Raw genomic sequence first — 19,471 nt, forward strand, 5'->3', positions numbered from 1 at the left:
GATCAGCCGCCCTGCCCGGCAGAACCTGTCGCACCAGCGGCAGGCTTATCCGCAGGCGGCTTACCCACCCGGTCAGGCGTTTTGGCCGGAACGGGTCTGATCGCCGCCCCCGCTTTCAACGTATCCTGCGCCTGCGTGATGACTTTCTCACCGGCTTTCAGCCCCGATGTAATCACCCAGTCGGAACCTGCCGTCCGCTCCGCCGTCACAGTGCGCCGCTCTGCCTTGCCATCCTTACCCACCAGATAGACATAGGCAGCTCCGTCGAAATCGCGTTTCACCGCCTGCTGCGGGATACGGAACACACCTGTCTGGCTGGACTGATCGAAACTGGCATTGACGAACATGCCGGGCAGCAACAGCCCGGCGGGGTTGGGGAAGCGCGCCCGCAGTGTGACCGTGCCGGTATCTTCGCTGACCGAGATTTCCGAAAACTGCACTGTGCCGGGCAGCGCATATTCGCTGCCATTGTCCAGAGTGAGATGAACCGTCGTGCTGCCCGCTGCCGAACCACCTTGCGCCAGACTCTGCCGCAAGGCAGTAAGTTCAGCAGCCGACTGTTGCATGTCTACATAGACCGGGTCGGTCTGCTGAATCACTGCCAGCGGATCGCTCTGATTGTTGCTGACCAGCGCGCCAACGGTGAACAGCGAGCGACCGATACGCCCACCGATCGGCGCGGGCACTGTCGTGAAGCGCAAGTTGATCTGCGCGGTATCGAGCGCAGCGCGGCTCTGCGCGATGGCAGCACGCGCCTGATTGGCCGCAGCCAGCGCATCGGTATAATCCTGCTGCGAGACTGCGCCCATTTCGACCAGTGGTTTGTAGCGATCGGCTTTTGCGCTGGCGGCAGCGGCGCTGGCCTGCGCGCTGGTCAGATTGGCACGTGCCTGCTCAACCGCGGCCCGATACAGGCTCGGGTCGATCTGAAACAGCGGCTGCCCCGCCTTTACATAGCCACCCTCTGAAAAATAAACCTTATTTATCAATCCATTAACTTGCGGACGCACTTCGCTGGTCTGGAATGCCACCACGCGCCCGCCCAAAGTAACGGGCACCGGAACAGTGGACGGCTGCGCCACGACGTAACCGACCGTGGCGGCCCGGTCTCCTTTGCCCGCTCCACCATCACCGGTGCCGCAGGCGGCAACGCCGGAGATCAGCAATACGGCCAGACAAGAAGTAAGCAGTCGACGAGCGAGGGAGCTATCAGTCACAGGAATCCGGCAAATCAGGGGAGAGAGGCGGGCTGAAAGACGTTTGTTGCCGATAATCCGCGGCGGTGCAATGCGATTGATTATCAAAGTGTCTGTCGGCACCATCTGGCGGACATAACCGGATGATGCAGCACCACCTGAAACCCGGCTCGCCCCGGCATTCAGCTTCCGATCACGGACGTTTGGATAGAGCGACAGCATGAAACGCTCTGCCTTCGCTTTTGCCATACCGGCGTTGTGCCTTGCCGCCGCATCGGTTGCTGTCGCAGAAATCCCTGCCGCCGCGCAGTGGGATATTGGCCCATGGGTGCGTGGCCGGAATTACTCGGTCGGAATGCCTGCCCATCCCGCTCCCGGTGCCAATGGCTCGGTATCGTTCGCTTTCCCGGTTGCCGGGTCGGGCGAAGTCGATGCAATGACCACTGCGGTACATCCATTGGGCGGGGCGCAGCAACTGACAATGCGTTTTCGCATCGACGCGCCTGCGGGCACACGCTTCGTCCCATCTGAAAACCCTGACCAGACCGCCACAGTCTCGCTCTATTTCCAGCGCGCCCGCGATACATGGACCGCCAAGGGCAAATACGCATCGTATCGCTGGTATGTCCCTGCCCGCGCGGTCATCCCGCTGGCGCCGGGCGAACACACTGTCACCGTGCGGTTCGACGAACGCTGGACCAATGTGAATGGCCAGCCCAACAGCAGCGACCCAGCCGGTTTTCGGGCCGCGCTGCGCGATACATCTCAGCTTGGGATCGCGTTCGGATCGATGGGCCGCCGTAGCCACGGAGTCTATGCCACCGGCCCAGCGCGGTTTACCTTGCTCGATCTCGACATTCGTTAGGCAGGTGGTGCCCCTCCCCAACCGCGCCCGTCCCTTGTCATTGTGAGGAGCCGCAGGCGATGCGACAATCCATGGCCCGCTCATCGCCCCTCTCACAACCGCCGCGATAGGCGAGTACCTCACCCCATGGATTGCTTCACTCCGTTCGCAATGACGAAGGGAGAGGTAAGCGCGGAAAGCTGGCCCCGCCTCAAGGCCGGGGTAGCCGCGGGAGAAAGCAACTTCCCGTCCTCTCCGCGCCGATGCTTTCCTACATCCCCCTTGCATCGCATAAAGCCGCCGCGCCCCGGACTGGTCCGGGGCGTGTTCGCACTTGCGGGCGGAGTGGGTTTTTCTTGCTCAGGACTGTGTAACATGTGGTCCACGGCTTCAGATAACTGCAATGAAGTCTGAACGGGAAACGCAGGCTTGACCGAATGGCCCTCCGTCCGCTTGATGCGGAAAATGGCAACAGGACATGGCATGACGATCCCTGACGATATCTACACCGAACCCGAAGACATCGATCCCGATACGCTCGCCCATCTGGGGCCCCTGCTGCGGCTGGCGGGGGTGTGGGAAGGCAAATCGGGGGTCGATATCAACCCCAAGGCCGATGGCCCGCAGCAACGCAGCTATATCGAACGGATCGAACTGCAGCCGGTCGATCCCCAACCCAACGGGCCGCAACTGCTCTATGGCCTGCGCTATCACACGCATATCAACGATCCGGAAGAAGAGATCACGTTTCACGACCAGATCGGATACTGGTTGTGGGAACCGGCCACCGGCCTGATCCAGCAAACGCTGGCTATCCCGCGCGGGCAAGTCGCGCTGGCATCGGGTTTCGCTGAAGCAGATGCGGATAGCTTCACTGTCGCGGCGAAGCGCGGATCGACCAGTTACGGCATCTGTTCGACCGAATTTCTGGAAGGGGCGTTTCGCACCGATTCCTACAAACTGGACGTAACCTTCCACTCTGACGGCACGTGGAGCTATGTCTCGGAAACGATGCTGGCGATCCGCTGCGAAGGGGAACCGTTCCTCCATCGCGACACCAACCGGCTAACCAAAGTGGCCGAACCCAACCTCAACCCCTGGGCAGAGATCGTTCGCAACGCGAAAGGTCAGTGAAACCGCACTGCGATAGTGAAATCGAGGCTGGCCGCATCGTCGGGCGGGGCCGCGAATGGCGCCGCCTGACGCACCATTCGCAAGGCCAGACGGTCCAGCTGCACATCGCCGCTCGATTGCGCGATACGGGCCGCGGTGAGTTGCCCTGTGGGAGTAAGGGTGAAGGCCACCGTCGCCTCCCCCTCCTTCCGCAAGCCACGTGGTTTCCAGCGCATGATCGCTGCCCGCAATTGCGCGGCATAGGCGGCAAGCGGGTCGGCCTTGGCCGTGGCTGGTTGCACGTGCGGCGGCGCGGGGCGGGGCACATCGGGCGACGGAGCGCGCACTGTGGGGGGAACCGGCACTAGCGGTAATGGGGTGCTCGGTGGGCGATGCATCGATGGGGCGTCGGCAACAACCGGCGGTTGCTTACCAGTGGGGCGCGGTGACGGTCGAACCTGAGGTGCAACCCGGCGAGCTTTGCGCCCCTCCATCGATGGGGGTGGTGGCACCGGGCTCTCCACCGCTTCGAATATCGCGATCACATCGCGGGTGCGATGGTGCCGGTCCCCCCGTCCGGCAACGGCAAAGGCCGATACCGCCGCGACCAGCAGTGCGCCATGCACTGCGATCGCGGCGGCGAGGCCGGGCAGGCTCCAACCAGTGCGCGTGTCGGCAAAGGCCATCGCCCGCGCCTGGTCAGAACTTCGTCGAAAGGCCGACGTTGAACGAACGGCCACGGCCCGGCACAGTCCGCAATACGCCGGTCGCCTTGTAATCGCCGAGCGACATCCCGCCGAGCGGCAAGGCATATCCCTTGTCGAACAGATTGGTCACGTCGAAGCTCACCCGAACGCCCGACACGGTATAAGCCGCACCGATATTGGCCAGGGCATAGGCATCGGTAACAGGCTCGCCCCGCGTCGCATCGACCCGGCTCTTCTCCGCCACCCATTCGACATCGGCACTCAGTTCCAGCGCCCCCGAACGATGGGCGACACCTGCCTTCACATCGAGCGGCATCTGGCGATAGACCGGCCCGCCATCGCTGAGGTTGTTCGCTTCGAGCCACGACACCGAAGCAGTCAACTGCGTGCCATCGTTCCCGCTACCCTTGGCGATCTGCACTGCGCCAGACAGGTCCACACCATAGAATTCGGCATCCTGATTGGCGAACTGCAACTGCACGAACCCGGTCGGCTGCCCCATCATATCGGTGAAGACTACGCCAGTGGGAGCCGCATCGATATAGTCGTTTACGCGGGTGTAGTAGGGCGCAATCCGCAGGTTCCAGCCCTGCGCCTCTCCGCCCAGTGCAAGCGCCACGCTGAACGTATCGGCCCGCTCCGGCTTCAGATCGAGGTTGCCAACATAGCCGTTGCCATCGCCATACCAGCCAATCATCCGGCTCGCCATCGAACCGCGGCCCCAGCTATAGCGTTCGTAGATATTGGGCGAGCGGACCTTATGGGCATAGCCCAGCTCCAGTGCGGCATTGCCGGACAGGTCATACACCAGCAGCGCCGACCCGCTCCAGTTACCATCGCTGCGATGGCGGTCGGCGGCGTTGAACGCTGCGGCGGCCTGCACATCGGCCATCTGCATCATCCCGGTGCCATATGGTTGCACATCGCCGGTATCCATCGTCACGCTATCGAACCGCACACCGACGATGGAAGACAGCCGGTCGCTCCAGTGACGTTCCCACTCGCCATAACCGGCAATCCGGTCGCGGGTGGCACCGTTGACGTTCACGAAAGTGTTCGGCCCCATCATCATGTTGCCTGCAACCGGCGGCCAGTAATCGTCCAGCCACTGATGGTGGTATTCCGCGCCCAGCCGCACTGTGTCGTGCGGCGATGCAAGAACAGTGACTTTTGCCGATGCATCGAAGCTATGCACTTCGGTGTTCATCGGCATCGAACCGGGCAGTTTGTCTTCAAGGAAGTTCATCTCGTGATCGGTGTCGCGATAGGCCGCCTTCAGGTCGATATCGCCCCAGTCGTAGTATCCGGCATAGCTGGCGTTGAGGAACCAGCTCTTGTTATCGACCATGTCCATGTACTGGTTCGGGAACCCTTCGTAGGGCGCGTACTGAATGCCGCCTTTGACTTGCAGCAGCCCGGTGGCGTGTTGCCAGGCCAGCGCCAGCGCGTGGTCGGTCTTGGCATATTCGGTCGATCGCACGATGCCGTCATTGTCACCGCCGTCGTATTGATCGGACTGGCTGTACGATCCGGTATATGTCGCACTCAGATTGCTGCCCGCTACCGTCAGCTTCACTGCGCCGCCAAATCCATCGCCGTTAGAGCGGTAGTAGGTGGAGGCATTACCGGTGATCAGTGTTTCTCCGCTCGTGGCGAACTGCGGTGGGGTGCTCTCTACCGAAATAACCCCGCCGATATTGTCGCCTCCACTGCTGACCGGTGCAACACCCGTCAGCACAGCAATCGAAGAGATCGATTGCGGATCGGTATAGGACAGCGGTGGATTCATATCGTTGGGGCACGCCGCATCGATAGCGAACCCATCAACCAGCACTGTCAGCCGTTGTTCCGACAAACCGCGAATAGACGGCATAGAGGAGAACCCGCCACCGGTTGCGGCGCTGACGCCCGGCAGAGATGACAGAACAGCCCCCGTATCGCTCGTGGTCGCTTGCTTACGATCGAGTGTCTTGCGATCAATACGGCTTCCCGTGATCGGGCTATTGGCGATCTGTGCACTGGCCTGTTCGGAATCGACATCGATCGGATCGATCCGGGTCGCTTCCTGTGCATGGGCAGCCAGCGGTGCAAGCGCGCACCCGGCAACCAGAGCGGCACGAAGGGCGATGGAATTTCTGGACTTCATTTCATAACTTCCTGCGATTGCCCGCAGCGCGGCGAAGGCATCAAACCGCGCGGCGCAAACGTTGTGGTACGGGCAGTTGAGTCTGGATACGTTGCGACTGCCGCAGTGCTCACCTCTGCAATTTGGCGAGGCGGCAGTTCCGGCGGTCAGTTCAGGATATCAGACAGTCGCAGGTGGCCCGCGCAGCGGCGGCCGGAGGTACAGCGCAGGCGCGAAGGGCAAAACACGCGCGGGGGCAAAGCCCAGTACAAGGATGAACGCAAATGCCAGCGCCTGCAACACACCATCCGCGCCGCCCAATGCAGCATGGAACAGGCTGGTGAAACCGCAGTGCCCATCCTTCTTGGCATGGTCGGTAGAACTGCCGCCGCCGTTGGGCTTGCTTGGTATAATCAGCTTCATCTGCCTGAGGGCACCGGTGCCATCGGTACAGATCGTTACCGTCAGCACAGTATTGCTCGACGGTGAAAGCATGAAGCCGGCCGGAAGAACGGCTTTGATACAAAACGCCACTACCACCAGCGCGAGTGCGAGGTGGCGATGCTGCCGAATCAAGGCGCGCAGGGCGTTCATGGCGGCTCAGCTAGAGCCAAAAGAATGATATGTCAGCCACAACCGTACCCAGAGGATCGATTGCGACAGACGCCTCACCATTTATTCGAGAGGAACGCCAGGCTCGTGCTTGGAGGTGCGAATGGTCAGCGAGGTCTTCACGCTGGCGACATTGGGTGCCGGGGTCAGCTTGCTGGTCAGGAATTCCTGAAAACTCTGCAAGTCGCGGCTGACGATTTTCAAAATGAAGTCGATTTCACCGTTCAGCATATGCACTTCGCGCACTTCCGGCAGGCTGTGCATATGCGCCTCGAATTCGCGCAAGGCATTTTCGGCCTGGCTCTTAAGACTGACCATCGCAAACACCGTGATGGCAAAGCCCAGCTTCGACGGATCGAGTTCGGCGTGATAGCCGCGGATGACCCCGTCTTCTTCCAGGGTGCGTACCCGGCGCAAACATGGCGGAGCAGTCAGTCCGACGCGCGTAGCGAGTTCGACATTCGTGACACGTCCTTCGCTTTGCAATTCGGCAAGCAATTTCCGGTCGATATCATCAAGGTTGGCCATTGCCGCGCCCCTGCCTGAGCCCCTACTCTCCCCTACCTACGGTCATGCACGAGCAATGAAACCACAGGCAAAGCAACGAAAGCCGCAAAGAATCGCCTCTACAGCTAATATTATTGTTTCTGGCAGCAATTGTCCCACTTTGCAACGTGACCCGCGCGATGAATTCCGAATGGAAGGCAAGGTGTTAGGAATTAATAGCGCGGCAATGTGTAAGGCAGCCGAATCGCGCATTCGATGTCGGTCCACAGCAGAGAGTAACGTACAGGCAATGCAGATCGACGACCGCCTCGCGACAGTGCTGCGCCATCGCGCCGCCGGCGAACGTGCGGCGCGTACACAGTATCGGCAGTTGCTCGACCTGCTCGGCGCACGACGCACGACAGGTGACGAATCGATGCTGGCCGCTGCATGGCTGCGCCTCGCGGCCTTGGGTGAAACGATTCCAGTGCCCGATCGCGCTGCGATGATCCGCGAACCGGGACTGCGCTTTCGCAACCCCGAACTGGCGCTGCATCTGGCGGATGACGAACCCGAAGTCGCCGCCTCCGCTCTGGCGGTAGCACAACTTTCGGTGGACGACTGGGAGGCGACCATTCCCCGTTTGCCGGTTCGTGCCCGTGGGTTTCTGCGCCTGCGCCGCGATCTGCCGCCGCAAACGCAAGAGCTGCTCGAACGACTGGGTGTTCACGACCGCGGTTTACCTCGCCCGGATGTTGCCGAAGAAGCAGCAGAAACTGAAAACTCCAGCCCGGCAGCCGATATCGCGGAACGCCTCGGCGCGAAATCCGCAGCCGTCTCGCCGATCCGCCCGATCCCTGCCAATGATCACGCCGCGACAGCGCCCGTTCGGGATACGAACGACGATGGCGACGATGGTGAAATCGGCGCACTGGTCCGCCGGATCGAGAGTTTCCGTAAGGCGCGGAGCAATCGCCCCCAACCGGATAACGCACCGCGTCTGCCGCTGGGCGAAAAGGCGGACAATGGCCGGGTGCCACTGATCGGCTTTGCCTTCACGACCGACAGCGAAGGGCGTATCGATTGGGCGGAACGCAATGTAGCACCGATGGTTGTCGGCGCTATCCTGCCCCCCGCGAGAGAGGCTGCGAAGCGTCATCGCCAACCTTTACGGCATGTCGAATTGCATTGGGAAGGCGCCCCGATGGTAACCGGGAACTGGATCGTGGATGCGGCACCGCGCTTCACCGATCCGGGCGGACGCTTCTATGGCTATGCCGGGCGTTTCCGCCGCCCGCCCCCTGCGGACACCGTGGTGGATCGGCCACAAACCGATCGCAGCGCCGATCTGATGCGCCAGCTGCTGCACGAACTCAAAACACCGGTGAACGCCATTCAGGGTTTTGCCGAAGTGATTCAGCAGCAGCTGTTCGGCCCGACACCCCACGAATATCGCGCGCTTGCAGCAACGATTGCAGGCGATGCAGCGCGTATGCTGGCGGGGTTCGACGAACTGGACCGGCTTGCCAGGCTCGAAAGTGGAGCGTTGGAGCTTCAACTCGGGCATTGCGATTTCGCCGAAGTCCTCGGTCGCACCGTCGATCAGCTCCAGGATGTGCTGAAATCCCGTGGCTCTGCGTTCGAGCTGGACCAGCACGGAAACCGCGATGCCTCTGTCCCGCTTGCCTGCGAAGATGCAGAGGCGCTGGCATGGCGGCTGCTGGCAACCCTTGCCGGATCGGTCGGCGCCAACGAGCGGCTCAGGCTGGAAGTCGCCGATACCGATGGTGTCATCATGCTATCGTGTGACCTGCCCGCTGCATTCGCTGCGCGAGACGATATCTTCACCGATAGTTCCCGTGCAACGGGATCGGTCAGCGCCGGCATGTTCGGTACAGGCTTTGCCTTGCGGCTGGCCCGTGCAGAGGCCCGCGCCATTCATGGAGATTTGCACCGTGAAGGATCGCGGCTGATCCTCCTTTTGCCGCAACTGGCAGCAACCCAACCGGCGATGAGCGCAACCGAAGCTTAACTGGTGCGCGTATAGAGCACTAGATGTATTACCGAATGACAGGGGTTGCGTTTGGACCGATCAATCATCGCTGTTCCGCCCGATGGCCGGCAAGCCGATTTTGGCCCTGACTTTGGCCAACGATCATTGCTGACAGTCGATACCGAAGAGGAATTCGACTGGGACGCGCCGTTCACGCGCGACCGGCACAGTCTGAATCACGTACCCGACATCGCCCATTTCCAGCAATTCTGCGAAAAGCGCGGGGTTGTTCCGCTCTATCTGGTCGACTGGCCTATCGTTCAATCGCCTGCTGCTGTCGAAATCCTCGGCAGCGCAGTGAGGAATGGGCAAGCGGAAGTGGGTATCCACCTGCACCCGTGGGTCAATCCTTCTTTCGAGGAGGAGGTCAATGCCCGCAATTCCTATGCCGGAAATTTGCCTCCGCAACTGGAGCGTGAGAAATTTCTGCTGCTGCGCGATGCGATTGCGGAAAAGTTCGGCAGCGAACCGCTGATCTATCGTGCAGGCCGTTATGGAGCGGGGGCGGCCACGGCCGATCTGCTGCGGGAGACAGGTATACTCATCGACACCTCGGTACGCGCCAATTTTGATTATCGCGCGGACGATGGACCGAATTACGCCAATCATCCTCTGTCTCCCTATTGGATGGACAGCGAAAGGCGGCTGCTCGAACTCCCGCTGACTACCGTTTACTGGGGCCTGTTGCGAAAGCAGGGTCGCGCCCTCAACCCGATCCTCGATCGTATACCACATGGCCGCGGCGTATTTTCGCGCCTTAACCTGCTTGAGAAAATCGCACTGACCCCGGAAGGTGTGAGCGTGGAAGAGGCGCTGCGCGGGATCGACATCGCAATTGACGACGGGCTTCCCCTGCTGGTGATGAGCTTCCACTCGCCGTCACTTGCTATCGGACATACACCTTATGTTCGCAATCAGGCGGATCGGGAAAAGTTCTACGAATGGCTCGACCGGGTCTACGCCTATCTCGCCAATCGCAAGGTGCTTCCGACCTCTGTTGCACAAATTGTACAGGCCGTGGGGCTTCGATAAGCTTGCCAGTTGGCGCGATGGCCGCTACCGGGCGCGCTCCGGCAACCGGAACGGGCCTGTAGCTCAGCGGTTAGAGCTGGCCGCTCATAACGGCTAGGTCGCGGGTTCGAATCCTGCCGGGCCCACCACCGGGGCCGGAAGGTAACGTCGGGGAGTAGCGCAGTCTGGTAGCGCGCCTGCTTTGGGAGCAGGATGTCGCAGGTTCGAATCCTGTCTCCCCGACCAACCTTCGAAAACCGCTGCATTGTATGATTTCGGGGCTCGCTTCGTAATGTAGTCTGTGCGCTGACGAGGATAACTTCTATGTACGGTTGCGCCATAAAGTGAGCGCCCCGGACAGAAATCAGATCCAATCCGTTATCGCCCCCGATGGCTACGCATGGCGAAGCTCGATGTGATACGAGACACCCCCGGCAACCGCGACAGTACATCGCGATGGAATTGTCCGTAATCGTCGATCCCGGCGATCTGTACGCGCAGCAGATAATCGCCATCGCCTGTCATCAGATACCATTCCTGAATCTCGGGATGCATCCGCAGCGCATTTTCGAACCGGGCGAGATATTCTTCTGTCTGACGCTCCAGTTCGATCTGGACGATCGCGCTCATACCTTCTCCCGGCCCCATACCGGAAATAATTGCGGTATAGCCCTGTATAACGCCCGTGCGTTCGAGAATCCTGATGCGGCGCAGGCAGGCTGACGGGGACAGGCCGACCGCTTCGGCAAGAGCATTGTTGGTGATCCGCGCATCGAGCCGGAGACACTTCACTATCCGGCGATCGATCTCGTCCAGCATGGCCATGCAAAATAATCCATTTGTTCGCAGCTCGTGCATATTACGAGCGAAGATCAGAATAAACCGCGCCACATCGGCAGATATTTCGAATCTTTGTCCCCTATCCCTACGGCAGGGAGGTGGCCATGGCCGAACGATATCACCAATATGCCGCGTCCAGTATCATGGAAATCGATCTGGATGCCTTACGCGCCAATTATCGCGAGATCTCCTGCAAGGCTGAGCCCGCCCAGTGCGGTGCGGTAGTAAAAGCCAATGCATATGGGCTTGGCGCCTGCCGGGTGGTTCCTGCATTGCAGCGCGAGGGATGCCGCCTGTTCTTCGTCGCTCAGCTTTGCGAAGCTATTGCGATAGAGCCTGTTCTTGGTCCTGACAGCACGGTCTACGTTCTGAACGGAATCGATCCGGGCGACGAAGCACTATGTGCGGATCATGGCTTTTTCCCGGTAATCAATTCCACGCTTCAACTCCGGAACTGGCGCACCCTGGCTCGCGAACGGGGGCAGGCGCTGCCCGCCGCGTTGCAAGTGGATAGCGGAATGTCACGGCTCGGCCTGCCCGCGGCAGTGGCCGCCGATTTGGCCAGAGATCCTTCTTTACGAAGAGAAATCGACTTCAGGTTACTCATGACTCATCTGGCATGCGCTGACGAACCGACCCACCCAGCCAATCGCGATCAGCTTGCAACCTTTTCCAGTCTGTCTGCTTTGTTCCCCGATGTCCCGAGCTCGATTGCCAACAGCGCAGGCAGCATCTTGGCCAAAGCATTCCACTGCAATGCGGTCCGCCCCGGCATCGCGCTCTACGGTGTCGATCCCGGCCCCGGCACCGCAAGCCTGCTCCCGGTCGTAAGACTGAGTGCGCGCGTTTTGCAGATTCGCAAGATCGTTGCCGGAACCGGTGTAGGTTACGGACTGACGCATGTCGCGCCGGGCGCGCAACGGCTGGCGACCATCGCAATCGGTTATGCCGACGGCTGGCCGCGTAGCCTGAGCGGAATCGGCGCGGCCTATTTCAACGGAATCCGACTACCCATCGCAGGCCGCGTATCGATGGATAGCATGACCGTCTGCCTCGATGCGCTCACCAGCCAGACTCTGTCCGAAGGCGACTTCGTTGAGCTGATCGGGCCATCGCAGACGTTGGCCGATGTGGCCCGCGATGCGGACACAATCGCTTATGAAATTCTGACCCGGATCGGGTCGCGCCATCAGCGGATATATTCCGAACAAGGCGATATCGAAGTCCTCAATCCAGGAGAGCTAGTGTGAGAGTCGTTGTCTTGGGCGCCGGCGTAATCGGCGTCACATCGGCGTGGTATCTGGCCGAAGCCGGGCATGAAGTGGTCTTGCTGGACCGACAACCCGGCCCGGCACTGGAAACCAGCTTCGCTAACGCCGGCGAGATTTCGCCGGGCTATGCCTCCCCATGGGCGGCACCCGGCATTCCCGTGAAGGCAATGCGCTGGCTGTTCATGGAACATGCTCCGCTGATCCTGCGCCCTCGCCTTGATCCGGCGATGATACGCTGGATCGCGGCTATGCTCGGCAATTGCACCGAAGCCCGTTATGCATTGAACAAAAGCAGGATGATCAGCCTGGCGGAATATAGCCGGGACGAACTTGTGGCACTGCGAAACAGGCTCAATCTGCAATACGATCACGGTTCGCGCGGAACCCTGCAATTGTTCCGCTCCCACAAGCAAATCGATGCAAGCGCAGGCGATATCGCGGTCCTGCAAAGCTATGGCGTACCATACGAAGTGCTCGACCCCGATGGCTGCATCGGCGCGGAGCCAGGCCTTGCCGCATCGCGCGAGCGGTTCGTGGGCGGCCTGCGCCTGCCGGGCGACGAAACAGGCGATTGCCACCTGTTCACCAACGAACTCGCCCGCCGCCTCGCCGGCGCGAATGTCGATATACGATACGGCACGCGCATCGACGCTATCGATCGCGTTGGCGACATCATTGCAGGCGTACGCACCGAGAGAGGCGTGGTCCAAGGCGATGCCTATCTGGTGGCGACCGGTAGCTATACGCCCGCTCTGCTCGCGCCTGCGGGCATAAGGGTGCCGGTATATCCGGTGAAAGGTTATTCGATCACATTGCCGGTCTCGAACCCCGAACTCGCTCCGGTGTCCACTTTGCTTGATGAAAGCTACAAGATTGCAATCACCCGCCTCGGCAATCGTATCCGCGTAGGCGGAATGGCGGAATTGTCCGGTTTCAACGCAGCGCTGCCACCTGCGCGCGAAGCCAGCTTACGCCATTCGTTGAACGATCTGTTTCCGGGCGCAGCGGACCATGACGCATCATCGAATTTCTGGTCCGGTTTGCGGCCTATGACCCCGGACAGCACTCCGATTGTCGGCTCCACTCCGGTAAGCAACCTGTTCCTGAACACGGGCCACGGCACATTGGGTTGGACGCTGGCATGCGGCTCCGCAAGTCTCATCACCCATCTGATTTCGGGCAAAAAACCACCTGTCGAACCTGAAGGCTTCAACATCGCCCGCTATTTACGCTGAAACAGCAGTAACTTGCCCTGCAAACGCAATGCGAGCGCCTGATTGGTTGTATATCCATTGGGCGAACCGGATGGCCCCGTGCAGCGATCACCGAAATTGAATTCTCCCGACCCCGTTTCGCAAAGGTTGTTCTCGTGATTTCCCGCCGCGCAACTCGCTGACGTCAGTTCTGATCAGCAGGTTTGATCATACCACTTTCGTTGGCCAGAATGCCCGTCACCTGAGTCCATACAGCAACATTTTGCCGCAAGGCTGCGGGATCGATCTTGTCGAGTGTGTCGTCAGGTGTGTGGTGCAGATCGAAGTAATGCGTGCCATCCTGGTTAAGATCGATGATTGCCGCCCCTGATTCCCGCGCCAGGTTCAGGTCTGCACCACCAGTGGCTTCGTCCTTGCCTGCCGTGACTCCGAACCGCGCGACTGCGTCCGCCAGTCGCTTATAAAGCGCAGGGTTGCTTTCCGTGAAATTGGTATCGATTCGCCAGATGCGGTCGGCACCGAAATCGCTCTCGATCCCGACAGCGATCTTCCCACCCTTATGTGCCGCAGCATAGGCTTTCGATCCCCATAGCCCGGTTTCTTCCGAACCGGCGAATAGCACGCGAATCGTCCGCAGAGGCTGTCCGGCCAATGCCACGCCTTTCGCGGCGGCGGCGGCAATTCCGCATCCGGCGCCATCATCGATCGCACCCGTGCCCATATCCCAGCTATCGAGATGGCAAGCGAGCAAAACCGGTGGCAGAGAGGGATCGCGCCCAATGATTTCCCCGGTCACATTGCCGCTTTCGACAACCCCCAAATCCTTTGGCGTCAACACCAGCCTGAGCGTGAGCGGCTTACCCCGCTTGATCATCCGCACGAGATTGTCGGCATCGGGATTGGACAATGCCCCTGCCGGTGTAGCGGCAACCCCATCGGGAAAGCTCGTTCCACCCGCATGGGGAGTCCGGTGATTTTCCGTACCGATAGAACGGATAACCGTTGCGATCGCCCCTTTGCTCGCCGCCAGCCCCGGACCGGTCCACCGCGCGGGGCCGGCAAAGCCATAACCCGACCCGTCTTGCGTGCGCTTCATATGATGATCGATGAAAGCGATCTTTCCCTTAAGGCTACCCGCAGGTGCCGCCTCCAGCGCAGCATAGCTCGGGAAATAGGCCACTTCGCCCGTTACTCCGCCAGGCGGAGTGGCGACACTACGCCCCAGTGCAGTAATCGTCAGCGGTTGCGCGAAGGGGGAAACAACCCATGCCTTCTCTTCCCCGCGCACCCAGCCCTGAATGGGAAAGGTTTCGACCTTCACATTGGCAAAGCCGTTGGCGTTCAGCCATGCCTGTGCCCAATCGCGGGCACGCGCTTCCGCCTCCGTCCCCGCCATCCGCGGCCCGATTTCGGTCGTGATCCCTTCGACGAAATTCCATGCCACCGTATCGCTTTCAAGCACCTTATCAGCGACAGCCTCCACCGTTGGCTGCTTGAGCGAAGTGGCCTGAAGCGGGGATGCAAGCGACAGTGCGACAAGCGCGAAAATGGTTTTCTGCATGAAGGCTTAGCTATCGGCATCGGCTGATAGTGCCAAGCCCTTTAACCGCGCTTGCCCTTCTGCCTGACTCCTCCTATCTGCCGCCACACGTTTTCTCACATCCCAGCGACATCCGAAGGACGACTGATGGCCGCCCAATATGCATTCGTCATGAAGAACATGACCAAGACTTTCCCCGGCGCACAGAAGCCGGTTCTGTCGGACATCAACCTGCAATTCTATCAGGGGGCTAAAATCGGCATCGTCGGCCCCAACGGGGTGGGTAAGTCGACCCTGATGAAAATCATGGCCGGGATCGACACCGATTTCACGGGCGAAGCCTGGCCGGGTGAGAACATCACTGTCGGCTATCTGCCGCAGGAACCGCATCTCGACGAGAGCAAGACCGTCCTTGAAAACGTCAAAGATGGCGCGCGCGAAGTGGCGGACAAGGTTGATCGTTTCAACGAAATCACCGGCCTGATGGGTGACCCGGATCGCGAAGATTTCGACGATCTGATGATGGAAATGGGCACTCTTCAGGAAGAGATCGACGCAGTTGACGGGTGGACTCTCGACAACCAGCTCGAAATCGCGATGGAGGCACTGCGCTGCCCGCCGGGCGACTGGGAAGTCAGCAACCTTTCCGGTGGTGAAAAGCGCCGCGTCGCGTTGACCCGGCTGCTGATCCAGAAGCCGTCGATCCTGCTGCTTGACGAACCGACCAACCACCTTGATGCCGAATCGGTCGAATGGCTGGAAAACCATCTGAAGGAATATGCGGGGGCGGTTCTGATGATCACCCACGATCGCTACTTCCTCGATAACGTGGTCGGCTGGATCCTCGAACTCGATCGCGGGAAGTACTTCCCCTACGAAGGCAACTATTCGACCTACCTCGAAAAGAAGGCCAAGCGTCTCGATCAGGAAGATCGCGAGGAATCGGGTCGCCAGAAACAGCTCAGCCGCGAACTCGAATGGATTCGCCAGACGCCCAGCGCGCGGCAGACCAAGTCCAAGGCTCGTATCCGCAAGTTCGAGCAATTGCAGGACGCGCAGAACGATCGCAAGCCGGGGAAGGCGCAGATCGTCATTCAGGTGCCCGAACGGCTCGGCGGCAAAGTCATCGAAGCGAAAGGCATCACCAAGGCATATGGCGACAAGCTTCTATTCGAAGACTTGTCATTCATGCTGCCCCCCGGCGGGATCGTCGGTGTGATCGGACCCAACGGCGCAGGTAAATCGACCCTGTTCCGCATCATCACCGGCCAGGAGCAGCCCGACAGCGGGACGCTGGAAATTGGCGACACCGTGCGACTGGGCTATGTCGATCAGAGCCGCGACGATCTGACTGCATCGAACAACGTGTGGCAGGAAATTTCCGACGGGCTCGATTACATGAAGGTCAATGGCCACGACATGAGCACACGTGCCTATGTCGGGGCGTTCAACTTCAAGGGTCAGGACCAGCAGAAAAACGTCGGTAAGCTATCCGGCGGTGAACGCAATCGCGTGCACATGGCCAAGATGCTGAAGCAGGGCGGCAACGTGCTGCTCCTCGACGAACCGACCAACGACCTCGATGTGGAAACACTGGGCGCACTGGAAGAGGCGATTGAAAACTTCGCCGGTTGCGCTGTGGTCATCAGCCACGATCGCTTCTTCCTCGATCGTCTGGCAACACATATCCTCGCCTTCGAAGGTAACAGCCATGTCGAATGGTTCGAAGGCAACTTCGAAGCGTATGAAGAAGACAAGCGCCGCCGCCTTGGCGATGCGGCAGATCGGCCTACGCGCCTTGCGTACAAGAAACTGACGCGCTGATAGGAGGCTTCTTCGGTGGGCCTGGATTGGTTCACACGAAGACACTAAGGCACGAAGAAGTGGAGCAATGGTGGCGGCCCGTGTGCGGCAGCCATCATTCTCACACTAAAGGCATGAACGGTTTGATTGCTGCCGCACGCTCATCTTCGTGCCTTAGTGTCTTCGTGTGGACAAAACGACAAACCACAAAGCTTCCTGCTTCAAGGCTTCTCGATTTCCACACCCTCACTCGCTTTGGCGGACTCTTCAGGCGTTGACGGGATGAACCCTTCCGCCAGCGCATGATACAGCCGCTGGCGACACACCATCGCTCCGGCCCAGTCCCCAATCAGCGCAGTGGCAAACAAGGGCAGAATGGCGGTCGAATTACCAGTCGCTTCCGACAGGATGATTACCGCCGTCAGCGGCGCGCGGACAACGCCGGTGAAATAACCCGCCATACCCAGCAGCACGATCATCCCGGCATTTTCCGGTGCGAATAGCGGAGTGAACAGATGGCCGATCCCCGCACCCACCGACAATGATGGTGCGAATATTCCACCGGGAATTCCACTCACACTCGTCGCCAGCGCAGTTATGAATTTGGCAGGGCCAAACCACAAATCGCCGTGCGAACCGGTTTCCAGCATCAGTTTGGTCGGCGCATAGCCAGTGCCCGATGTTGCCCCTGATGTCACGAAGCCAAGCGCCCCCACCACGATCCCGCAGACCAGAGCAGCTTTGACCGGATGCGCCTTGAACGGCCCGGCCCATTTTCCCGCCGGGCCGCGTGCCGCCAGCATCAGTCGCGCGAACAAGCCGCCCAGCGCCCCGCCGACAATACCCGCCAGCGGCGCAGCGATCAGCACGGTCGTGACAGGCAAGCTGCCATCGATCACTCCGAAATAGGTGTAGTTGCCCGCCAACCCCTGTGCCGTAAGGCCGGAAATCATCACAGCACCCATGACCAGGACCGCCACACGCTGTTCATATGCGACAGCCAGTTCCTCGATAGCAAAGGCGATCCCTGCCAGTGGTGTATTGAACGCCGCCGCAACCCCGGCCGCACCACCGGCGATCACAACACCCGATGTAACCCGCACGTGGAGGATCTGGTGCACTTTCACCATCAGCGCAGCGGCCAGTTGTACTGTCGGCCCTTCACGCCCGACCGACGCTCCACCGAACATTCCCGCAACTGTCGCCACCACTTTGAACAAAGCTACGCGCACAGACACCAGTGCTTGCGCCGCCTTTCCGTTGGGCTGATGGCTGGCGGCAATCGCCTGTGGGATGCCTGAGCCACGGGATTCGGGCGCAATTCGCATCGTGACCCATATGATCCCGGCGAACAGCGCAGGCGTAACCACAAGGTGAATCCAGGGATAGCTGCGCTGGAGATGTTCGAACGTATCCTGCGCGCGGTCGCCTGCCCATGCGAACGTCAACGCGCCCAGACCAACCAATACCGCCGCGACAAGCGTTGCAATGCGCCGCCCCCAATCCTCTGGATTGACGAACTCGTCTGGCATGGACTGGCGCAGGCGTCGGCTTGAGGGGAAGCGCAACCTCATAACACGGCGCTTATTCCTCCGTCTGCCACATGTCGAGCATGGTTGCCACAAAATCGCCTTTTTCTTTTTCGTTCAGATAAAGGACAGCCTAGCTTAACTAAATAACGATTCATCGCATATTGGCCGCAGGTGGTGGAGCGGCTTCATGATGGAGAGCCGCCATGACTTTAAAAGCCTTACTACATACCGGGGCAGCCGCAGCGATCGCTTCAGCGATGATGTTTGCGGCCTTCCCCTCCGCTGCCACCGCTGCGGAAAGAGGCCCGCGCTGGGGCCGCGAAGATGCCCCGCGCATGGAACGCCAGTCGCGGCAAGAACGGCCGCAGCGCACCATGCGAGCCCCTGTCCAAACTCAAACTGCCCCACCGCAACGCCGAGCCGAACAGCGCGCCCCCGTCGTTCAACAACGCAGCGGCGGCAACTGGAACCGTAATGACCGTGGCACCCGGACGTGGAACCGCAGTGATTCGCGACCGGCCGACACACGCACCGATGCACAACAGGCCGGAGTTCCCGCGTGGGATCGCAGCGGTCGCAATCGCAGCTATACCGACAACAATCGCAACCGCACTTATTCCGGTCGCGATGGCGACCGCCGCAATAACTGGCGCGACAACCGGCGAACCGACAACCGTTCCCGAGGCACCTACAACCGTGACAATCGCCATTGGAATGGCAATCGTCAGACTTGGAATCGCGACCGGAACGGCTGGGATCACCGCCGTGACAGTCGGCGGTGGAGCCGCAACTGGCGGAGCAATTCGCACTACGACTGGCACCACTATCGCAGCCACAACCGCAGCGTTTTCCGCATCGGACGGTATTACGCGCCGTACAATGGCTATCGATACAGCCGGGTCGGGATCGGATTCTATCTGAACAACCTGTTCTTCAGTAGCCGGTACTGGATCAACGATCCGGGCTACTACCGCCTGCCGCCCGCCTATGGCCCGTATCGTTGGGTGCGTTACTACGACGATGTGCTGCTGGTGGACATCTACAGCGGCGAAGTGGTCGACGTGATCCACAACTTCTTCTGGTGAAACAGCCACTTATTCGTTGACGACGGTTTCGAGTGGTTC

Annotated in this window: 16 protein-coding genes and 2 tRNA genes; 10 read left to right on the forward strand and 8 right to left on the reverse strand. The window is 60.2% G+C overall.

Annotated elements, in window-relative coordinates:
* Window positions 1–2: 2 nt before the first annotated feature.
* Window positions 3–1,445, reverse strand: coding sequence for an efflux RND transporter periplasmic adaptor subunit (locus CV013_RS02130; protein ID WP_223805345.1), 1,443 nt, complete (start codon window positions 1,443–1,445; stop codon window positions 3–5).
* Here CV013_RS02130 and CV013_RS02135 point away from each other — a divergent pair.
* The gene (locus CV013_RS02135) at window positions 1,417–2,061 is read left to right on the forward strand and encodes a hypothetical protein (RefSeq protein ID WP_102153637.1); all 645 of its coding nucleotides are present in this window, start codon (window positions 1,417–1,419) and stop codon (window positions 2,059–2,061) included. The genes CV013_RS02130 and CV013_RS02135 overlap by 29 nt on opposite strands.
* Before the next feature lie 444 nt (window positions 2,062–2,505).
* On the forward strand, window positions 2,506–3,174 hold the full coding sequence (locus tag CV013_RS02140) for an FABP family protein (RefSeq protein ID WP_232806550.1): 669 nt from the start codon (window positions 2,506–2,508) through the stop codon (window positions 3,172–3,174).
* Here the strand turns inward: CV013_RS02140 and CV013_RS15790 are convergent.
* The 4 genes from CV013_RS15790 to CV013_RS02160 all read right to left on the reverse strand — a co-directional run bounded on the left by CV013_RS15790 (window position 3,168) and on the right by CV013_RS02160 (window position 7,125).
* Complete coding sequence (locus CV013_RS15790; RefSeq protein ID WP_102153639.1) at window positions 3,168–3,839, reverse strand: energy transducer TonB family protein; 672 nt, start codon at window positions 3,837–3,839, stop codon at window positions 3,168–3,170. The genes CV013_RS02140 and CV013_RS15790 overlap by 7 nt on opposite strands.
* A gap of 13 nt (window positions 3,840–3,852) precedes the next feature.
* A complete protein-coding gene (locus CV013_RS02150) occupies window positions 3,853–6,006 on the reverse strand; it encodes a TonB-dependent receptor (RefSeq protein ID WP_102153640.1) in 2,154 nt (717 codons plus the stop codon).
* 159 nt (window positions 6,007–6,165) lie between these two features.
* Window positions 6,166–6,579 carry a DUF2946 family protein gene (locus CV013_RS02155; RefSeq protein ID WP_102153641.1) on the reverse strand — a complete coding sequence of 138 codons (414 nt, stop codon included), beginning with the start codon at window positions 6,577–6,579 and terminating at the stop codon, window positions 6,166–6,168.
* An 81-nt stretch (window positions 6,580–6,660) separates the two neighbouring features.
* Complete coding sequence (locus CV013_RS02160; RefSeq protein ID WP_102153642.1) at window positions 6,661–7,125, reverse strand: Lrp/AsnC family transcriptional regulator; 465 nt, start codon at window positions 7,123–7,125, stop codon at window positions 6,661–6,663.
* 268 nt (window positions 7,126–7,393) lie between these two features.
* Between CV013_RS02160 and CV013_RS02165 the strand changes: the two genes are divergently transcribed.
* From CV013_RS02165 to CV013_RS02180, 4 genes are all read left to right on the forward strand, one after another.
* Window positions 7,394–9,115, forward strand: a complete 1,722-nt coding sequence (locus CV013_RS02165; protein WP_102153643.1) for a sensor histidine kinase — start codon at window positions 7,394–7,396, stop codon at window positions 9,113–9,115.
* Window positions 9,116–9,166: 51 nt separating this feature from the next.
* Window positions 9,167–10,168: a polysaccharide deacetylase family protein gene (locus CV013_RS02170; protein WP_223805344.1), complete on the forward strand. Its 1,002-nt coding sequence runs from the start codon at window positions 9,167–9,169 to the stop codon at window positions 10,166–10,168.
* Between the two features lie 52 nt (window positions 10,169–10,220).
* Window positions 10,221–10,296: transfer RNA gene (locus CV013_RS02175), tRNA-Ile, on the forward strand.
* Window positions 10,297–10,316: 20 nt separating this feature from the next.
* Window positions 10,317–10,393: transfer RNA gene (locus tag CV013_RS02180), tRNA-Pro, on the forward strand.
* A 132-nt stretch (window positions 10,394–10,525) separates the two neighbouring features.
* Here CV013_RS02180 and CV013_RS02185 read toward each other — a convergent pair.
* Window positions 10,526–10,972 (reverse strand): Lrp/AsnC family transcriptional regulator, encoded by a 447-nt coding sequence (locus CV013_RS02185; RefSeq protein WP_102153644.1) that lies wholly within the window; start codon window positions 10,970–10,972, stop codon window positions 10,526–10,528.
* 119 nt (window positions 10,973–11,091) lie between these two features.
* Here CV013_RS02185 and alr point away from each other — a divergent pair, with 119 nt between their 5' ends.
* Window positions 11,092–12,237 carry an alanine racemase gene (gene alr, locus CV013_RS02190; protein ID WP_102153645.1) on the forward strand — a complete coding sequence of 382 codons (1,146 nt, stop codon included), beginning with the start codon at window positions 11,092–11,094 and terminating at the stop codon, window positions 12,235–12,237.
* Window positions 12,234–13,493: a D-amino acid dehydrogenase gene (locus CV013_RS02195; protein ID WP_102153646.1), complete on the forward strand. Its 1,260-nt coding sequence runs from the start codon at window positions 12,234–12,236 to the stop codon at window positions 13,491–13,493. Before alr ends, CV013_RS02195 begins: the two co-directional genes overlap by 4 nt.
* A 163-nt stretch (window positions 13,494–13,656) precedes the next feature.
* Here the strand turns inward: CV013_RS02195 and CV013_RS02200 are convergent, their stop codons facing one another.
* Window positions 13,657–15,033, reverse strand: coding sequence for a M20/M25/M40 family metallo-hydrolase (locus CV013_RS02200; RefSeq protein WP_102153647.1), 1,377 nt, complete (start codon window positions 15,031–15,033; stop codon window positions 13,657–13,659).
* Between the two features lie 126 nt (window positions 15,034–15,159).
* On the opposite strand from CV013_RS02200, the gene ettA reads away from it, so the two are divergent.
* Window positions 15,160–16,836 (forward strand): energy-dependent translational throttle protein EttA, encoded by a 1,677-nt coding sequence (gene ettA / locus CV013_RS02205; RefSeq protein WP_102153648.1) that lies wholly within the window; start codon window positions 15,160–15,162, stop codon window positions 16,834–16,836.
* 200 nt (window positions 16,837–17,036) lie between these two features.
* On the opposite strand, the gene CV013_RS02210 is transcribed toward ettA, so the two are convergent.
* Complete coding sequence (locus tag CV013_RS02210; RefSeq protein ID WP_102153649.1) at window positions 17,037–18,347, reverse strand: chloride channel protein; 1,311 nt, start codon at window positions 18,345–18,347, stop codon at window positions 17,037–17,039.
* Between the two features lie 203 nt (window positions 18,348–18,550).
* On the opposite strand from CV013_RS02210, the gene CV013_RS02215 reads away from it, so the two are divergent.
* Entirely contained in the window at window positions 18,551–19,432 is an 882-nt protein-coding gene (locus tag CV013_RS02215) for an RcnB family protein (RefSeq protein ID WP_102153650.1), read from the forward strand.
* Window positions 19,433–19,471 lie beyond the last annotated feature (39 nt).

Source organism: Tsuneonella flava, from assembly GCF_002870965.1.
GTDB classification, from domain to species: Bacteria; Pseudomonadota; Alphaproteobacteria; order Sphingomonadales; family Sphingomonadaceae; genus Tsuneonella; species Tsuneonella flava.

Coding starts and splice junctions, on each gene's coding strand:
- CV013_RS02210 (WP_102153649.1), bottom strand. CDS start 18,347: ATGCCAGACGAGTTCGTCAATCCAGAGGATTGGGGGCGGCGCATTGCA.
- CV013_RS15790 (WP_102153639.1), bottom strand. CDS start 3,839: ATGGCCTTTGCCGACACGCGCACTGGTTGGAGCCTGCCCGGCCTCGCC.
- CV013_RS02160 (WP_102153642.1), bottom strand. CDS start 7,125: ATGGCCAACCTTGATGATATCGACCGGAAATTGCTTGCCGAATTGCAA.
- alr (WP_102153645.1), top strand. CDS start 11,092: ATGGCCGAACGATATCACCAATATGCCGCGTCCAGTATCATGGAAATC.
- CV013_RS02135 (WP_102153637.1), top strand. CDS start 1,417: ATGAAACGCTCTGCCTTCGCTTTTGCCATACCGGCGTTGTGCCTTGCC.
- CV013_RS02155 (WP_102153641.1), bottom strand. CDS start 6,579: ATGAACGCCCTGCGCGCCTTGATTCGGCAGCATCGCCACCTCGCACTC.
- CV013_RS02150 (WP_102153640.1), bottom strand. CDS start 6,006: ATGAAGTCCAGAAATTCCATCGCCCTTCGTGCCGCTCTGGTTGCCGGG.
- CV013_RS02165 (WP_102153643.1), top strand. CDS start 7,394: ATGCAGATCGACGACCGCCTCGCGACAGTGCTGCGCCATCGCGCCGCC.
- CV013_RS02140 (WP_232806550.1), top strand. CDS start 2,506: ATGGCAACAGGACATGGCATGACGATCCCTGACGATATCTACACCGAA.
- CV013_RS02130 (WP_223805345.1), bottom strand. CDS start 1,445: ATGGCAAAAGCGAAGGCAGAGCGTTTCATGCTGTCGCTCTATCCAAAC.
- ettA (WP_102153648.1), top strand. CDS start 15,160: ATGGCCGCCCAATATGCATTCGTCATGAAGAACATGACCAAGACTTTC.
- CV013_RS02215 (WP_102153650.1), top strand. CDS start 18,551: ATGACTTTAAAAGCCTTACTACATACCGGGGCAGCCGCAGCGATCGCT.
- CV013_RS02200 (WP_102153647.1), bottom strand. CDS start 15,033: ATGCAGAAAACCATTTTCGCGCTTGTCGCACTGTCGCTTGCATCCCCG.
- CV013_RS02185 (WP_102153644.1), bottom strand. CDS start 10,972: ATGGCCATGCTGGACGAGATCGATCGCCGGATAGTGAAGTGTCTCCGG.